Source organism: Tellurirhabdus bombi, assembly GCF_021484805.1.
GTDB lineage: Bacteria > Bacteroidota > Bacteroidia > Cytophagales > Spirosomataceae > Tellurirhabdus > Tellurirhabdus bombi.
The window spans coordinates 4486309-4502784 of the sequence record NZ_CP090557.1 but is presented as its reverse complement, the minus strand read 5'-3'; the positions used below and the strand labels follow the sequence as shown (position 1 = coordinate 4502784).

The window sequence follows — 16476 nt, the reverse complement described above, 5'->3', positions numbered from 1 at the left end:
AAAACCAAGACAGATATGAACTATCGTGTTCGGGAAGAAGGAGAGTTTCGGTTTATTGATGAAGGCCAGGGAGAAACCCTGCTTTTGTTGCACGGACTTTTTGGCGCGCTTAGTAACTGGGATGGGGTTATCAACGGATTTGCCAGCCAATATCGGGTTGTAATTCCTGTAATGCCCATCTACGAAATGCCTATCAGAGAAGCTGGTCTGGAAGGGCTGGTTCAGTTTATTGAACGTTTTATTGCTTTCAAAAAATTATCCAATCTGACTTTACTGGGCAATTCGCTGGGAGGTCATGTTGGATTGCTTTATACGCTAAAACACCAGGATATGGTGAAGCGGTTGGTGCTGACCGGCAGCTCTGGTTTGTTTGAAAACTCAATGGGTGGCTCTTACCCGAAACGCGGCAGCTACAACTACATTGCAGAACGCGTAGCGTATACCTTCTACGATCCTAAAGTGGCAACCAAAGAGCTGATCGACGAGGTATTCGAGATTACAAACAGCATTCCAAAGTGCATGCGCATTGTAGCCATCGCCAAGTCGGCGCAGCGTAACAACGTCGCCAAAGATCTTTATAAAATAAAAGTGCCAACGTTGCTTATCTGGGGGTTGAATGATACCATCACGCCGCCGGAAGTAGCCTACGAATTTAATCGCTTGATTGCGGATTCGGAGTTGCATTTTATCGACAAGTGCTGCCATGCCCCCATGATGGAGCATTCAGAACGATTCAATGAATTGTTGATTGACTGGCTAGACCGGCAAATCAACCACGAGCAGGTAGCTACAGGGAATCTGGCGATTGCATAAGCAGCGCCAGGGCCGTTTCTGAATTTTTCCGAAAGATTTGGAAACTTCAGGATAAAATTGTTAGTTTTCTGACATACAAGCCTTCCACAATAAGGTTGGTTATATTTCGTGTTACTACAATAGAATACTCCTGACGAACATGCTGGCATCTGAACTGATTGATCCTATGATACCCGCCCTGAAACCGGTCGATACGGTGGGTCAGGCGCTTGACTGGATGCAGGAACATCGGGTCGGACAACTAGCCGTGGTTGATCAGGGCGAATACAAGGGCCTGGTCAACGAAGACATGTTGATGGACGTGCCCGACGATGAGCGCCCGCTAAGCGAGGTAATGCGTATGTTTGAGCACATTTTTGTGCACGACAAACAGCATCTATACGAACTGCTTACCCTGATTCTGGAACACCGGATGCAAGTTCTGGCGGTGGTTAGTGAAGGCCACGAATTTCTGGGAACCGTGTCGACCAGCGAACTGCTGAAACAATTTGCGCAGTTGCTGGGCGTGCAGGAAGCCGGGGCTATTCTGGTTCTGAGTATTAATGAAAGAGATTATTCAATGGCCGAAATTAGCCGGCTGATTGAATCGAACAACATCCGCATCATTGGTAGTCATTTCTCAGGCGCTACGTATGGCACGCCCGACCGTTCTCACCTGACGCTGAAATTGAATCGAAAAGACATCACAGCTGTCGTAGCCACCCTGGAACGCTTTGGCTACACCGTAGAAGCGGCCTTTGCCAACACGCCCATTGAAAGCATCGACCAGGAACGTCTTGACTTGTTGCTTCGGTATTTAGATACCTAATTAATTAAGGTTTAAGGGTTTATGCGTAAAGCCGGATAAATTGTCGCCTAGTTTTAGATAATTGGCTTTAAACTTTAACGGATAAGCTTTAAACTTGCTGCATGAAAATCGCCATCCACGGACGCAATTTTACCGATCAGACGAAGCCTTTCATCGAATCCATGTTTGAGGAACTGGCCGAGCGGCAAGTGGAGGTCCAACTATCAGACATATACCGTACTTTCCTGGACAAATCAGGTGTCCAGCATCATACTACCCAAATCTATACGTCTCATTTTGACGTTTTCAACGCCGATTTTGCCATTAGCTTAGGCGGCGACGGAACGCTACTGGAAGTGGTCACGCACGTTGGACCGCGCAACATTCCTATCATTGGCATCAATACCGGGCGATTAGGTTTTTTAGCAACCGTTTCGCCGAAAGCGATTTCGGCCATGCTGGATGCTTTAACGTCGGGTAACTATACCCTCGATGAACGCTCGTTGATTTCCCTCGTCTCAGATGATGACTTGTTTGGAAGTGTTCCCTTTGGGCTGAACGATGTGACAATTACGAAAACCGAAATTTCATCGATGATCACGGTGCATACCTATATCGATGGAGAGTTTTTAAACTCGTACTGGTCCGACGGTTTGATTGTGTCAACTCCTTCTGGATCAACAGGTTATTCGCTTAGTTGCGGTGGTCCAGTCTTGCTACCTCATAACGAAAACTTCATCATAACTCCCATTAGTCCGCATAACCTGAACGTGCGGCCCATGGTCGTGCCCGATAGCAGTCATTTATCTTTTGAAGTGCAAAGTCGAAGCAATACGTTTCTGGTGTCGGTCGATTCCCGGTTCCGTACAGTCGATGTTTCAACGCGTTTGAGCGTTCGGAAAGAACAGTTTAATGCCCGTTTAGTTAAGATGAGTGATGATAATTTCCTAAATACGCTGCGGAGTAAACTAAACTGGGGCTGGGATATCAGGAATTAATAAAATTAGGCGGTAGATAAGGAAATAAAAAGGGTCTAAAGCAAAAATTTAGCCGTTTAGAGCCTTCAAATTCAGGTCCCGTTGCTCATTCATTTATTTCCTGATCCAATAAAAGTTTCCTGTAGCCGTTTGTCAAAAAGAGCCTTTCCTTTTGGGAAAAGGTAACATGCACAGGAAACAGTAGTACGTATTAAGCAAGTCATGAAGAATAACCTACTGATTGCAAGCGCCCTAATGACGGCCGCTATGGTGGCGACAGGAACGACCGAAAGCGCTGCGCAGAGCCGTCGAACAGATTTTATACCTTACTCGGAAGTGGGCATAGGCGTTGGCACCTCCAGTTATTACGGAGAACTGTCTGGGTATCGAAAACCCATTCGTTCCACATTTCAGCTAATACGCTGGAATGCGGGGTTGATGTACACACGCCATTTTACGCCACACTTCGCCGCGCGGGCAGGGTTTACGTATGCACGTATCGTAGGGGACGATTATACGTATAACCGTAAAAATGCTGCTGAGGACATTGCTCTTTATGTCCGAAACCTGCACTTCCGGAATGATCTGAAAGAATTCGCCCTGACAGGGATCTATAAGTTCGTGGGCGATGGACGAAATACAAATTATCGCGCAAAATTTACGCCGTACATCTTTGCGGGTATTGCTTTGGCGGCTCACAGCCCGGAAGCGAAAACGCCCGTTAATTTTGAGCCGGATCAGGAGCAGCGTTGGGTGAAACTTCAGCCACTCGGAACCGAGGGGCAGGGGCAACCTGGTTACGCGAAGCCATACTCGCTTGTAGCGGTGGCTATTCCGGTTGGCTTTGGCTTTCGGTATATGCTCAATGAACGTTTTAACGTAGCAGCGGAAATTAGTTACCGATTTACCGGAACCGATTACCTGGACGATGTAGGTGCGCCAGGACCGGCTGACCCAAGTGTGCTAAAAGATGATTTGGCGCGCGCTATGTCGAACCGCTCCCTGGAGCCAACGGCAGCGCGTAAAGGAGGCGATCGGGAGCAGCAACTGCGGGATTTCTTGACCGGACAAGATCCATTTGCCAATAATGGAGCCCTTTTGCCAGGTGTTCCAGAGCGTACACGGGGCGCAAAAGGCGTGTTGAATGACGGTTACATGACCACGAGTATTCAACTGCATTACGTTTTGCTGCCTAAAATAAAGTGTCCTCCGGTAAAATAAGTAGGTATTTGATGCACTGTTTCTGAATCTGAGTTGGAAAATATAGGCAAAATTATCCGAAAGTGTCTTTTGCTGGTAGGCGGAATACTACCACTGGCTAACACGGCTTTCGCTCAGGCGCAAATGCCTAGCTGGGAAGTTGGGGGCGGGCTGGGCGCAATGGTGTACAAAGGTGATTTGGCACCGGGTATTGCGCCCCGGAATCTCCGTCCGGCTGCTAATTTGCTGGTTCGCTATAATGTGAGCCAGCCTTTTACGGTGCGCGCCAATTTCGGATTGGGGCGCATCGCGGCGGATGATGCCTCGACCAACGATCCGTTTCAGCAAGCCCGAAATTTGTCGTTCAAAACCAACATCAGCGAAGCTAATTTACTGTTTGAATACAACTTCCTGGACTTTGCCAACCGCCGGCGAGTGCTGAACTGGACACCTTATGTAATGGGTGGGCTTGGCGTTTTTTCGATGAAGCCGAACCCCAATAGTGGGGGCTATAAAACCAAAATGCTGATGAATTTCCCGCTGGGGATAGGAATAAAATATGAATTCAAACGCCCCTGGATAATTGGTCTGGAAATGGGAACGCGGTTTACCCGATCCGATTATCTGGATAATTTTGGTCCCAATACTTTTGGGGGGACTGATAAGCTCCGCAACGGAAATCCCAATAGCAAAGACAGTTATACCTATGTTGGGCTACTATTGAGCTACCGCTTCTACAAAATTGATTGTCCGCAATAGTTTTTTTGAACAGATTGCCTAACAATCTATTCATAATACCAAAGAATTAGTGAAATCAGGTGTTTACAAAATGATGCGATGGGGAAGCCTTCTTATTGCTGCATGGCTTGTGCTGGTTAATACAGCTTCTTCACAAACTGTCGTCTGGACAGGTACTTCGGCCCCATCGGTTGACTCTCTTTGCCTTCGCTTTCAGCAATTGTACATTCAGATTCGGGAGGAAAGCATTGATCCCGATTCTGCGCGCCAAACGTTTCAGGACATTATGCTGGGACTGCGGGGGCGTTTTCAGTCGGGTCGGTCTTTCCGGATCGATAGCGTACTTCGTGATAGCCTGACCCGGCAATTTGGTTATTTTGCATTCCCGGTTCGTGGCTACGAGCCCAACGCCATCGGTGGAAGTCGGGGAAGCGGTTACCGGGGCAAAGGATTCGATTTATTTGACTACCAAGTTCGGGGCAGCCATCCCGCCCACGATATTTTTATTGCCGACCGGAATCAAGACAGTGTTGATGATAACAGTGATTTGCCTACTGATGTGCTTTCGATGTCGAATGGGGTGGTTATTGGCATTGAAACCGATTGGAATCCAGGGCAGGAATACCGGGGGGGGAACTGGGTTTGGGTATACGATCCTATCCTCGACGGACTTTTCTACTACGCTCATAACAATGCGGTATTGGTTAGACCGGGCCAATGGGTTCAGGCGGGTGATAAGCTAGCCGAAGTTGGCCGGACGGGGTACAATGCGTACCAAACCCGTTCACCGACGCATTTGCACCTCATGTACCTTCAATTGATGCCGGACGGCCTTCCCGAACCACGAAATACATACCGCTGGTTGTTAGGCGCTAAAACACAATAAAAAAGCGCTGTGAAGGGCTTTTATTTCCTCACAGCGCTTTTTCATCAATCACTTCCTCTATTTCCCCAGTAAAAGCTTACTCGTCATTTCCTGATCAATGGTAATGAATCCTGGGTAATTGACTTTTTTGCCACCCAGCGCCAGGGTTGGTTTGATTTTGATTGTCAGTTTAGAAGGCTGGGCATTGTTCCCTCCCGACAGACTCTGAATAAAATTAGCAAAGGCATCCCGCGTTTTCTCATCGGTTAATAGTTGGAACGCGTTAGCGCGAAGCCGAACCGGTACCCGCGTTGTTCCGCCACCCGCCGGAACCTCAATTCGTTGATTTAGAAAGCCGTTAAACAACTCCTGGTCAGCCAGCAGAATTTTATACTCCAACTGGTTAATCCCCGCCTTCCGATTTGTCGGATTGTAGATATCGAGGTTCAGGCGGGCACTCAGGGGCACGCTCTTGGCAAAAACTCCCGCTGCTAACTGCGGATACTTTAGCGGATTAATATCGTCCAGCTTTTTAAATTGGCGCACATCGATGCCCGATAAAAAGATGCTATCGGCTGATGCAACGCTGTATTTACAGTCGCCCAGAACCTTCGCTTCGGCGAGTTGTCGGTTAACGCTGCATTGGCTGAAGGTAAGCATGGCAACCAGCACCACCAGGAGAGAAATACTTTGTTTCATGATTGGAAAAATCAGTTCGATTTATAAACAGAAATAGGCCAAAAAAGTCTGATAGGCGACGTAAATAAGGCCTATTTTTATGAATTTAGACCTAAAAGTAAGCCTTGGGTTTAAAATGTGATCTACTATTTTACGGCTTTCGAGAATTTGTCCTCTAATTCTTTTGTTTTTGCTTTATAATTATCTGGCGCGTGGATTTTAAGCTAGGAAATCAGGGAAAAATTTTGTATTTTTACTACTCCAATACCTGCCTTTTCCTATAGATTTTTATAACATTTCCGCAAAACGGTAATAGACAAATTACTGATTTATGACGAACGAATTAATTGAAACTGACATCAAGCCTGAAGACAGTACACCCAAGGAATATGGAGCCGGTAATATTCAGGTATTAGAAGGACTGGAGGCTGTCCGGAAGCGCCCGGCCATGTACATCGGTGATGTTGGAATCAAAGGATTACACCACCTCATTTGGGAGGTAGTTGATAACTCAATTGACGAAGCCCTAGCTGGTTACTGTGACACCATCCACGTCACGATCAACGAAGACAACTCAATAAAGGTTAGTGATAACGGACGAGGGATTCCGACTGGAATGCACAAGACAGGCCGATCGGCCCTGGAAGTTGTAATGACCGTGCTCCACGCAGGAGGAAAATTCGATAAAGATACTTACAAGGTCTCGGGTGGTCTTCACGGCGTGGGGGTTTCCTGCGTTAACGCCTTGTCGACCCATTTGCGGGTAGAAGTGCACCGGGAAGGAAAAATATTTGAGCAGGAATACAGCACGGGACATCCCCTGTATTCTGTTCGGGAAATCGGAACGGCCGAAGATACGGGAACGCAGGTTCAATTCAAGCCTGATGATTCCATCTTTACGGAGGTCGTTTACAAATATGACACCGTAGCCGGACGTTTGCGCGAGTTAGCCTTCCTCAACAAGGGCATTCGTATCACGCTGACGGATCTACGCGACCGGAATGAGCAGGGCGAACCGCTTTATACAGAGTTCCTATCGGAGGGCGGGTTGATTGAGTTCGTAAAATACATGGACGAAAATCGGCAGTCGCTCGAAGGCATGTCTCCAATTTATATGGAGAGCGAAAAAGGCTCTACACCCGTTCAGGTGGCCCTAGTTTATAACCTGGAAGCAGGGGAGAACATTTCGTCGTATGTGAACAACATCAACACAATTGAAGGCGGGACCCACGTTCAGGGATTCCGTTCGGCTTTAACGCGGGTGTTGAAGAATTACGCGGAACGCAACGCGCAGGTGCTGGGCAAGAATGCCGGTAAGGTTACCTTCAGCGGGGAAGACTTCCGCAAAGGATTGACCGCCGTTATCTCCGTGAAAGTAGCTGAGCCTCAGTTTGAAGGACAGACGAAAACCAAACTGGGTAACCAGGATGTGGTAAGCGCTGTTAGTCAAACCGTTTCCGAAATGCTCGAAACCTGGCTGGAAGAACACCCGAAAGAAGCGCAGGGAATTATCCGTAAAGTGTTGATTTCGGCGCAGGCACGGATTGCTGCTGAGCTGGCTTACAAACGCATCATGGCCGACCGCAAGGACTTCATGAGCGGAATGGGCCTGCCCGGTAAACTGGCTGACTGCTCCGATACAAACCCGGAACACTGTGAGCTATACCTGGTAGAAGGGGATTCGGCCGGTGGTTCAGCCAAGCAAGGACGGAACAGGGCTTTCCAGGCAATTTTACCACTACGCGGTAAAATTCTGAACGTGGAGAAAGCCATGGAGCATAAAATTTACGAGAACGAGGAGATTAAAAATATCATTACAGCGCTTGGAATCCGGTTTGAACGGCAGGGCGATGAGACAGTGATGAATCTGGAAAAACTCCGGTATCACAAAATCATCATCATGACCGATGCTGACGTTGATGGTAGCCACATTCGGACCCTGATTCTGACGTTGTTTTTCCGGTACATGCGTCCACTGATTGAGAACGGATATCTGTATATCGCCCTGCCGCCCCTGTATTTGGTGAAAAAAGGCAAAGAAGAGCGGTATTCCTGGACCGAACAGCAGCGCGAAGCGTCCATCCGTGAACTGGCGGGTGCTGGCCGGGAGGAAAACGTAGGCGTGCAACGTTACAAAGGTTTGGGTGAGATGAACCCTGAACAGTTGTGGAGCACAACCATGGATCCAGAAAGACGGACCCTCAAACAAGTAACAATTGAATCGGCTGCCGAAGCTGACCACGTTTTCTCCATGCTGATGGGGGATGAAGTAGCCCCAAGGCGGGAATTCATCGAGCGAAACGCCAAATACGCTCGGGTGGACGTGTAAGAAAAGAAGAGAAAAACGGGCCGAAAGGCCCGTTTTTTTGTTATAGGTAGTATAAAGATAAAGCCGGAAACTAAAACTTAACATACATGCTTTATGATTTATACGTTACTTAACTAGCGATAAGCATACAGTACATCATGTCCACGAAATACTCTTCCGATAAATCAGATAAAAAAGGTTCTTTCGGGAATCTTTTTTCGTTTCTCTCGAGCCGAAAACCCATTGTTGCGCCCGATGGCGAAGATAGCAAGGCCGTAAAAATAAGTGAAAAACTGGCGAATGTAATTGACCAGAGTAATTACATCAGTCGGGATTTAAGCTGGCTCAAATTCAATGATCGGGTGCTGGACCAGGCTAAGAATCCGGACCGGAACCTGTTTGACCGATTGAAGTTTCTGGCAATTACGGCTTCAAACCTGGACGAGTTTTTTACCATCCGGGTTGGGAGTTTGTATAATTACCTGGACTACAACAAAGAGCGGATTGACTATTCCGGTTTGCGCGAAATTCCGTTTCGTAAGGCATTGCTAAAATCCGTACAGCAGTTCAGCAAGGACCAGCGGACGATTTTTGCGGAATTGAAAGAGGAGTTCTCCAAATACGATTTTCAACTGGCCAAGCTAGGCGACCTGACGGACGACGAACGCGAACAGGCGATTGCGTATTTTGATCGGACAATTTATCCGATGCTGACGCCCATGGTGTATGATTACACCCATACGTTTCCTGTTTTGCTGGCAAAGGTCTTGATCTTTGGGGTAGTTACACACGATCCTACGCGCCCAGCCAAGCCTGGGGATGAAGACGAAAGCCACCGTTTATCTTTTGTTCAGTTGCCGGCAAATTTACCCCGCTTTTTATCTTTTGAGCGGGACGAAGAATTGTTGTTGCTGCCCATTGAAGAGGTTGTGCGTCAGGAGATCAGGAAGCTATATCGCAACATTGAAATCCTGTCGGTTAATCTGTTCCGAATGACCCGAAATGGAGACTTTACCCTGGAAGAGAGCGACGATATAGAGTCTGATTTTATCGATGAAATTAAGCAGAAGATCAAAAACCGCCGCCTGGGACGGGTAGTTCGGGTGGAAATGGAGCCGGGCGCTTCAGAGTGGATGATCAATCTGCTGAAAAAAAGGTGGGAAATCGACGAATACAACCTCTTTGAAAACGACCAACTGATTGATTATACCAGTCTGTGGCAGATTATTCGTCATCCGGAGTTTCGGGATCAATTGACAACGGCCCCGCCGCCCGTACCTGCGTTAGGATATAGTCGGGAAAAAAATCTGGATATTTTTGACGTGATGAAAGAGCGGGACATTCTGCTGCATCATCCCTACAATAATTTCGAGCCGGTACTGTCTCTGCTGGAAGAAGCGGCTGAAGACCCTAACGTTCTGTCGATTAAGCTAACTGTTTACCGCCTGGCGAAAAATTCGCGCGTGACGGAAGCTTTGTTGAAAGCGGCAGAAAATGGCAAGCACGTTTCTGTTCTTTTTGAAGTAAAAGCCCGATTTGACGAAGAAAATAACATTCGTGAAGCGCAGCGTCTGCAAAAGGCAGGATGTTTTGTGATTTACGGAATTAGCAAATACAAGACGCACACGAAGCTTTTGCTGGTGGTCCGCAATGAAGGCAGCCGGGTTGTGCAATACGCCCACCTGTCGAGTGGGAACTACAACGAAGATACCGCAAAACTATACACCGATATTGGTTTGCTAACGACAGACCAGGTCTATACACGCGATATTTCGGAGTTTTTCAATGTCATTACCGGACACTCCTTGCCGAGTAGTTACCAGTACCTGATCACGGCACCGCGCGACATGCGGAAGCAATTGATCAAACTGATTCAGGGGGAAGCTGAGAATGCCATGAACGGTTTACCCAGCGGCATTTGCATTAAACTCAACTCGTTGGAAGACAAACATATCATCGACGAGTTGTATAAAGCTTCCCAGGCAGGTGTGCCAATCCAGCTTATTGTGCGGGGAATTTGCTGCCTGCGCCCCGGAAGGCAGGGCTTAAGTGAAAACATTGCGGTCCGATCCATTGTAGGTGATTTTCTGGAACATACGCGTCTGTTTTATTTCCATAACAACGGTGATCCTAAAGTATACGGGGGAAGTGCCGACGTGATGGTTCGCAGTTTTGACCGGCGGATTGAGTCCCTGTTCTTGCTGGTTGATGAGCGGGTTAAACAACAAGCCATTCATATCCTGTCGTATAATTTACAGGACAACATCAATACGTATGTTCTTCGGGAAGATGGCTATTATGAAAAATGCTGCCTTGTAGAAGGCGTAGAAGAGCCCTTCGACATTCACAAAAAGTTCTTTGAAGTGACAGATGAAGAGGTAATGGAAGCGCATTTGTTCGCCAACATACAACTGGGAGTTGGTCAGGAAGCCAAAGAACAGGAAACTCAGGACGAACCGACCGATGTGCAGGAGAATGAAAACAAAAATGAGGCTATAAAAGAAAGCTTGTAAAAGCGTGCTCGGGCTACCCAGGTAGCCCGAGCAAAACCTACCGCACAAACTCCAGAACTGCCTGTATAAACTTATCTGTTTCAGTTAAGAAAGGTTCGTGCCAGGACTCTTCAAAAGCGACAAAGGAAGTTCGTGTATTGCTAAGCAGATCACGAGTTTCATACCCTACTCCAACAGGCACGACTCCATCTTTGGTACCCCAGAAAAGCGCGACAGGAATACGGATATTCTTCAAGAGGGCCCCTTTCTCAAATCGGCGCAATTCAGTTTTACCGTATTCTTCATAGGCTTTGGGGTGCGTAAACTGCGCCAGGGCTGTATTGGGTGAGGCAAATGCATAATTCAGCAAAAACTTTTTATCGTCATACAGGGAAACCGGGTTGCCTCCCAGATCAAACATATAGCGGTACAAGGCTGCCAGATCAAGCGTTTTTACGGATTCTTCCGTAATAGGATGCGCGAGCATGTAGTCTTTGGCATCGGCATTACCCTGGCGGTCGGCTTCCCGCAGGATCCATTCCCGCATCTGGTAAAGCCAGCGATAGGTAGAGAAGGTTCCATTGATGACAATCAGGCTGTTAACTAGCTTTTGATTGTCGTTCGTTGTTAGGAACTGCCAAGCCAGATCAACCCCAAAACTGTGCGCGAGCAGGTGAATTTCGGCATTCGGGAATTGTTCTTTTAAGAGCTTAATTACGTAATAAGCATCTTCGCCAAATTGTTCGTAATTGAGCGTCTTCAGATCGACTTTGCCCGAGGAGGCCCCTGCAATGCGCTGGTCCCAGTACGCAACGGCGACCTCGCTTTCCAGCTTTTTAAAATAATAGCGGTAACACATGGCACAATCGCCCGGGCCACCGTGCAGATACAGGACGATTTTGTTGGATGCAAGATTGCCGCGTACCCAAATAGGCATATCGGCTCCTTTATGCCGCAAATGTAGATTCCGTTCAATGTCCAGGTCGTTGCTTTTATCGCAGGAAAAAAGAAGCACCAAGCTAAAAAATAGCAGGTTACGGAAAAATAAGACTAACGCTCTCATGATTTCTTAAGTGGTTTGATGATGCCAAGTTCGATGCCAAAACGCAGGAGCGAAGAGGCATTATACGGGCGTTGCTGCATGACGTTTAACCGGGCATACCAGGCGAGCGGAATCTGTCGCCGAACGGATAAATCCTTGCCCCAACCGATAGATACAGTGGGCAGGAAAGCATGACGCCCTGCCAAAGGTACCCGTTCAAACTGGCCATTTTCACCAACTTCAAACGTTTGGCCTTCCAGAAAATACCGGAAATAACTGGGCGAAATAGCCAGCTCAAAGGTGCCTCCGCGACGTCCAAGGCGACGATAAGCGAATTCGGGCGAAAGGATAACGCCAACGTGATTGGCTGGATGACGGTAGACCGCTAAGCCAGGAGTAAAAAGAAAACTTTTCTGCGTGGAGGAAGCTTTCTTCTGGTAGCGATAAATGGGGCTTTCATAAGCTACTTTTACGCCGTAATGAGTAACGGTTTCGCCAAAATAGGCGACCCGAATAGCCTGAGCTTGCGCCGTAAACATACAGATTACAGCCAAGCCAATGGTACATACTATTTGTTGCATAGTGAGGAAGGAAATTCGGCCGCAAAATTATCCTTTTTGCGTGTAAATAGTTGACTATCAAGTCACCGTAAAACCTGTATCAGGTGCTTTTGGCGCTGAATCAGGTGGAAAAAGAAGTGAATCAGGAGAAAAAAGGGGCGAATTAAACCCTATTCTTCCAGCCATTTTTTAAAGGCGGGGGCTTTTTGCTGACTAATAATGATCTCTGTAGCGATGGGCGGAACAACCTCAAGCCTTAGCTTGCCGTAGGATTCGTTGAGGTAGGACTTGCAGGCCCGCCGGTGAACAAGGAACTGCCGATTGACCCGAAAAAAAAGCTGCGTGCTTAGATCCTGGGCTAATTCATCCAGCGAAGAACTGACCAGGTATTTTTCCTCTGAAAAGGTCATGACAAAGACCGAACTAGCCTCAATGTAAAAAAAAGCGGCGTCGGTAGTGGCTAACGGAATGTTTCTCAATCCACTGTTAACAATCAACGTTTGTCGAGTAAAAGAAACGGAATTGGTGACAGCTTCATTCTGAGATACATTCTCGACGGTCTTACTGGCCCGAACGTAAAGGTAAGCGCCTACGTAATACAGGTTAATAAAAAAAATAACCAGTACACTGATTGGAAATTCATAGACTGGAAAGCTGGACGTAGCAATGTCTTGTTCGATAATAAACCGAAAAAACAGCATCGTCAATACCAGAGAAACGAGTACGGGCAAGCCAAAACCCAGAAGAATTTGGCCGATGCTGCGGCGCGTGGGATGAGTAAACCAATCGTAATGAACGTCGAGAAAGACGGTGGCTGTTCGAACACTGGTCCAGACAATAGCTGTAATTAGAGCGGTAACCACCACATCCCGAAAATAGAGTGGCCGCGACCACAAGACAAAAAGACTATCTGTTTGACCGAGGTGGACAAAAAAATAGCCAAGTAGCAAACTTCCTGCAACAATGATCCAACGATCCTGGTAACGAATCTTCATACGAGCGGGTAACCGGTTCCGCAAGTTACAAATTTGCGAAAATGCCTCGTATTTTTTGCGTCAGGTTCGGATAAACGTCGGATGGACGCGCCGTTTCTTTTTTTCCTTTGTATCTTCGCAAGCTTTTCTAACCGTACACTTCAAAATTTAACTGTTTGTGAATCGTTTTACCGGGCTGATTGGAATTGTATTAATTCTGGGTATTGCCTACGCAATGTCAAACAATCGTAAAGCCATTAATTACCGTACTGTAGGTGTTGGATTATTGTTGCAGTTTGGTCTGGCCCTGTTTGTCTTAAAAACTGAGCTTGGACAAGTTGTATTTCAATGGTTGGGGCATAATATTGACCGGTTACTGAGCAAAGCTTCTAAAGGCGCAGAATTTGTATTTTCCCCTTTAGTGAAGCCCGAAGTCTTGAGCCGCGCTTTTGGCTCCGACAACAATTTTATTTTCTTTTTCCAGATTATTCCGACCATCATTTTTGTCGCCGTATTGGTCAACATTTTCTACCACCTGGGCATCATGCAGCGTGTGGTTTCTTTTATGGCGCGCGCGATGAAATGGCTGATGGGCGTGAGCGGTGCCGAAGCCTTATCTAATGTGTCCAGCACGTTTGTGGGGCAGGTGGAAGCGCAAATCATGATAAAGCCTTACCTGAAAGGCATGACCAATTCTGAATTGCTAGCCTCCATGTCGGGAAGTTTTGCCTGTATTGCGGGTGGGGTGCTGGCGGTTTATATTTCGTTGGGTGTACCGGCTCCTTACTTGCTGGCTGCTAGCATCATGGCTGCTCCGGGCGCGCTGGTAATCAGTAAGATCGTGTTTCCCGAAACCGAAGTTTCCGAGACGCAGGGAAGCGTTAAAGTGGACATTAAGAAGTCGCACGCCAATTTGCTGGATGCCATCGCCGGTGGCGCTAGCGAGGGCTTGAAAGTGGGCTTTAACGTCATTGCCATGCTTATTGGGTTTATTGCGTTGATTGCACTGCTCGACAGTATTCTGTTTCGTATTGGTTTTTACATTCTGGGAACCAGCAATTTAAGTCTAAATTTCCTGCTAGGAAAAGTATTTTCTCTGTTTGCCTGGGCGATGGGCGTGCCTACAAAAGACATTGAAACCGCTGGTGCGCTGATGGGGACCAAAATGGTGGTAAATGAATTTGTGGCTTATCTGGATCTGGTTAAAGTGAAAGGAACGCTTGATCCTAAAACGGTGGCCATTACGAGTTTTGCGCTTTGCGGTTTTGCGAACTTTTCGTCCATTGCAATTCAGGTGGGCGGGATCAGTGAGCTGGCCCCTTCCCGTCGCAGTGATCTGGCGCGTTTGGGTTTTAAAGCGCTGATCTGCGGAACGTTGGCTTCCTATATGTCAGCGACATTCGCGGGGCTGCTTCTCTAACGTGCTGATCATTTATGACCCGAATAGGATTACTTTCTGATACGCATGGTTACTTAGATCCGCAGATTTTCACTCATTTTGATCGTTGCGACGAAATTTGGCATGCTGGCGACATCGGCAACCTTGAAATTATTGACCAGCTACGGGCTTTTAAGCCTTTTCGCGGCGTTTTTGGCAATATCGACAACAAGGAGATACGAATGGAATGCCCCGAACACCAGCGATTTAGTTTGGAAGGGCTTACGTTCTGGATGACGCACATTGGTGGAACGCCACCGCGCTATAATCCGATTATTCGTCCAAATTTGCAAATTAGTGCCCCGGATGTCTTTATCTGCGGCCATTCGCATATTTTAAAAGTAACGCGTGACCCAAAACTTGATAACCTGCTGTACGTCAATCCCGGAGCGGCGGGTAAACACGGCTTCCACCACGTTCGAACCTGTCTTCGGTTTTCGCTGGACGATGGAAAAATAGCGGATATGGAAGTGATTGAGTTAGGGAAGAAGTAAAACAGCCCTTACTGATTTATAGTCGGTAAGGGCTGTTTTACTTCTTACGACAAAGATTAAAGCGGTATTTGCTCAAACTTCAGGGCTGGCTCGCCATTTTTGAAAGAAGGGCGCGGACGAATATTCAACGTCTGGAACAGTTGCTTATCGGCATCTTCTTCGGGATTTGGCGTTGTCAGCAGTTTGTCTCCGGCGAAGATGGAATTAGCACCGGCCAGGAAGCAGAGAGCCTGTTCTTCCACATTCATCCGAACGCGACCCGCCGACAGGCGAACCATCGCTTTGGGCATGATAATCCGGGCAGTAGCAATCATCCGAATCATTTCCCAAACCGATACGCGCGGCTGCTCTTCCAGGGGCGTTCCTTCAACGGGAACCAGCGCGTTTACGGGCACAGATTCAGGATGTTCGGGTAGATTCGCCAGCGTCAATAACATACCGATGCGGTCATTGTGCGACTCGCCCATACCGATAATGCCCCCCGAGCAAACCGAAATTCCGGCGTGACGTACATTGCCCAGCGTGTCTAGCCGGTCGTCATAGGTACGGGTTGAAATAATATCACCGTAATATTCTTCGCTGGTGTCGAGATTGTGGTTATAGGCATACAAGCCGGCATCCTTCAGCTTTTGGGCTTGCGATTCAGTCAGCATACCCAAGGTACAGCATACTTCCATGCCCATCCCGTTCACGCCTTTTACCATGTCTAGCACCTTGTCAAAGTCGCGGTTGTCGCGTACTTCGCGCCAGGCAGCACCCATGCAGAAGCGGGTACTTCCGGAGTCTTTGGCCCGTTGAGCGGCGGTCAACACCTCGTCCACTTCCATCAGTTTGTGCACTTTTACCGCCGTATGGTAACGAGCGGCTTGCGGGCAATAGGCGCAATCCTCTGGGCAGCCACCGGTTTTGACCGAAAGAAGCGTACAAACCTGCACTTCCTGCGGGTCGTGGTGCTGGCGGTGAACAGTGGCCGCGCGGTAAATAAGGTCCAGAACGGGGGAGTTATAAATGTCGGCGATTTCCGCGCGAGTCCAATCAGTACGGATATAAGTCATAAGTCAGCAGTCGTAGAGCAAGCGTCACGAATCTATTCCAAAAGCCAAAGATAGG

Annotated in this window: 15 protein-coding genes; 10 read left to right on the top strand and 5 right to left on the bottom strand. The window is 47.7% G+C overall.

The genetic code is table 11. The features are described from left to right. Positions 1 to 15: 15 nt before the first annotated feature. The 6 genes from L0Y31_RS19110 (at position 16) to L0Y31_RS19085 (ending at position 5401) form a co-directional block, all read left to right on the top strand. Positions 16 to 813: an alpha/beta fold hydrolase gene (locus tag L0Y31_RS19110; protein WP_234734687.1), complete on the top strand. Its 798-nt coding sequence runs from the start codon at positions 16 to 18 to the stop codon at positions 811 to 813. Between the two features lie 139 nt (positions 814 to 952). Next, positions 953 to 1621 carry a CBS domain-containing protein gene (locus L0Y31_RS19105; protein WP_234734686.1) on the top strand — a complete coding sequence of 223 codons (669 nt, stop codon included), beginning with the start codon at positions 953 to 955 and terminating at the stop codon, positions 1619 to 1621. A 101-nt stretch (positions 1622 to 1722) separates the two neighbouring features. Beyond that, positions 1723 to 2598, top strand: coding sequence for an NAD kinase (locus L0Y31_RS19100; RefSeq protein ID WP_234734685.1), 876 nt, complete (start codon positions 1723 to 1725; stop codon positions 2596 to 2598). 201 nt (positions 2599 to 2799) lie between these two features. Beyond that, positions 2800 to 3798, top strand: a complete 999-nt coding sequence (locus tag L0Y31_RS19095; RefSeq protein WP_234734684.1) for a DUF6089 family protein — start codon at positions 2800 to 2802, stop codon at positions 3796 to 3798. Positions 3799 to 3831: 33 nt separating this feature from the next. Next, positions 3832 to 4536, top strand: coding sequence for a type IX secretion system protein PorG (gene porG / locus L0Y31_RS19090; RefSeq protein WP_310587115.1), 705 nt, complete (start codon positions 3832 to 3834; stop codon positions 4534 to 4536). A gap of 73 nt (positions 4537 to 4609) precedes the next feature. After that, positions 4610 to 5401: a M23 family metallopeptidase gene (locus L0Y31_RS19085; protein WP_234737206.1), complete on the top strand. Its 792-nt coding sequence runs from the start codon at positions 4610 to 4612 to the stop codon at positions 5399 to 5401. Between the two features lie 57 nt (positions 5402 to 5458). Here L0Y31_RS19085 and L0Y31_RS19080 read toward each other — a convergent pair whose 3' ends face one another. Then, entirely contained in the window at positions 5459 to 6079 is a 621-nt protein-coding gene (locus L0Y31_RS19080; protein ID WP_234734682.1) for an LEA type 2 family protein, read from the bottom strand. Between the two features lie 310 nt (positions 6080 to 6389). Between L0Y31_RS19080 and gyrB the strand changes: the two genes are divergently transcribed. Then, positions 6390 to 8387 (top strand): DNA topoisomerase (ATP-hydrolyzing) subunit B, encoded by a 1998-nt coding sequence (gyrB, locus tag L0Y31_RS19075; RefSeq protein WP_234734681.1) that lies wholly within the window; start codon positions 6390 to 6392, stop codon positions 8385 to 8387. A 137-nt stretch (positions 8388 to 8524) separates the two neighbouring features. After that, positions 8525 to 10879, top strand: a complete 2355-nt coding sequence (ppk1, locus tag L0Y31_RS19070) for a polyphosphate kinase 1 (protein ID WP_234734680.1) — start codon at positions 8525 to 8527, stop codon at positions 10877 to 10879. 37 nt (positions 10880 to 10916) lie between these two features. Here ppk1 and L0Y31_RS19065 read toward each other — a convergent pair whose 3' ends face one another. The 3 genes from L0Y31_RS19065 to L0Y31_RS19055 form a co-directional block, all read right to left on the bottom strand. Further along, positions 10917 to 11921 carry an alpha/beta fold hydrolase gene (locus tag L0Y31_RS19065; protein WP_234734679.1) on the bottom strand — a complete coding sequence of 335 codons (1005 nt, stop codon included), beginning with the start codon at positions 11919 to 11921 and terminating at the stop codon, positions 10917 to 10919. Beyond that, positions 11918 to 12481, bottom strand: coding sequence for a hypothetical protein (locus tag L0Y31_RS19060; protein WP_234734678.1), 564 nt, complete (start codon positions 12479 to 12481; stop codon positions 11918 to 11920). Before L0Y31_RS19060 ends, L0Y31_RS19065 begins: the two co-directional genes overlap by 4 nt. A 149-nt stretch (positions 12482 to 12630) precedes the next feature. Then, positions 12631 to 13455 carry a LytR/AlgR family response regulator transcription factor gene (locus L0Y31_RS19055; protein ID WP_234734677.1) on the bottom strand — a complete coding sequence of 275 codons (825 nt, stop codon included), beginning with the start codon at positions 13453 to 13455 and terminating at the stop codon, positions 12631 to 12633. A gap of 157 nt (positions 13456 to 13612) precedes the next feature. Between L0Y31_RS19055 and L0Y31_RS19050 the strand changes: the two genes are divergently transcribed. Both L0Y31_RS19050 and L0Y31_RS19045 read left to right on the top strand, forming a co-directional pair. Beyond that, positions 13613 to 14854, top strand: a complete 1242-nt coding sequence (locus tag L0Y31_RS19050) for a NupC/NupG family nucleoside CNT transporter (protein WP_234734676.1) — start codon at positions 13613 to 13615, stop codon at positions 14852 to 14854. A gap of 14 nt (positions 14855 to 14868) precedes the next feature. Then, a complete protein-coding gene (locus L0Y31_RS19045) occupies positions 14869 to 15366 on the top strand; it encodes a metallophosphoesterase family protein (protein ID WP_234734675.1) in 498 nt (165 codons plus the stop codon). Between the two features lie 56 nt (positions 15367 to 15422). On the opposite strand, the gene bioB is transcribed toward L0Y31_RS19045, so the two are convergent. Further along, positions 15423 to 16421, bottom strand: a complete 999-nt coding sequence (gene bioB / locus L0Y31_RS19040) for a biotin synthase BioB (protein WP_234734674.1) — start codon at positions 16419 to 16421, stop codon at positions 15423 to 15425. Positions 16422 to 16476: the final 55 nt, after the last annotated feature.

Excerpts from the sequence above, each read along its gene's own strand:
- L0Y31_RS19110 (WP_234734687.1), top strand. The coding sequence starts at position 16 with ATGAACTATCGTGTTCGGGAAGAAGGAGAGTTTCGGTTTATTGATGAA.
- L0Y31_RS19105 (WP_234734686.1), top strand. The coding sequence starts at position 953 with ATGCTGGCATCTGAACTGATTGATCCTATGATACCCGCCCTGAAACCG.
- L0Y31_RS19100 (WP_234734685.1), top strand. The coding sequence starts at position 1,723 with ATGAAAATCGCCATCCACGGACGCAATTTTACCGATCAGACGAAGCCT.
- L0Y31_RS19095 (WP_234734684.1), top strand. The coding sequence starts at position 2,800 with ATGAAGAATAACCTACTGATTGCAAGCGCCCTAATGACGGCCGCTATG.
- L0Y31_RS19085 (WP_234737206.1), top strand. The coding sequence starts at position 4,610 with ATGCGATGGGGAAGCCTTCTTATTGCTGCATGGCTTGTGCTGGTTAAT.
- L0Y31_RS19080 (WP_234734682.1), bottom strand. The coding sequence starts at position 6,079 with ATGAAACAAAGTATTTCTCTCCTGGTGGTGCTGGTTGCCATGCTTACC.
- gyrB (WP_234734681.1), top strand. The coding sequence starts at position 6,390 with ATGACGAACGAATTAATTGAAACTGACATCAAGCCTGAAGACAGTACA.
- ppk1 (WP_234734680.1), top strand. The coding sequence starts at position 8,525 with ATGTCCACGAAATACTCTTCCGATAAATCAGATAAAAAAGGTTCTTTC.
- L0Y31_RS19065 (WP_234734679.1), bottom strand. The coding sequence starts at position 11,921 with ATGAGAGCGTTAGTCTTATTTTTCCGTAACCTGCTATTTTTTAGCTTG.
- L0Y31_RS19060 (WP_234734678.1), bottom strand. The coding sequence starts at position 12,481 with ATGCAACAAATAGTATGTACCATTGGCTTGGCTGTAATCTGTATGTTT.
- L0Y31_RS19055 (WP_234734677.1), bottom strand. The coding sequence starts at position 13,455 with ATGAAGATTCGTTACCAGGATCGTTGGATCATTGTTGCAGGAAGTTTG.
- L0Y31_RS19045 (WP_234734675.1), top strand. The coding sequence starts at position 14,869 with ATGACCCGAATAGGATTACTTTCTGATACGCATGGTTACTTAGATCCG.
- bioB (WP_234734674.1), bottom strand. The coding sequence starts at position 16,421 with ATGACTTATATCCGTACTGATTGGACTCGCGCGGAAATCGCCGACATT.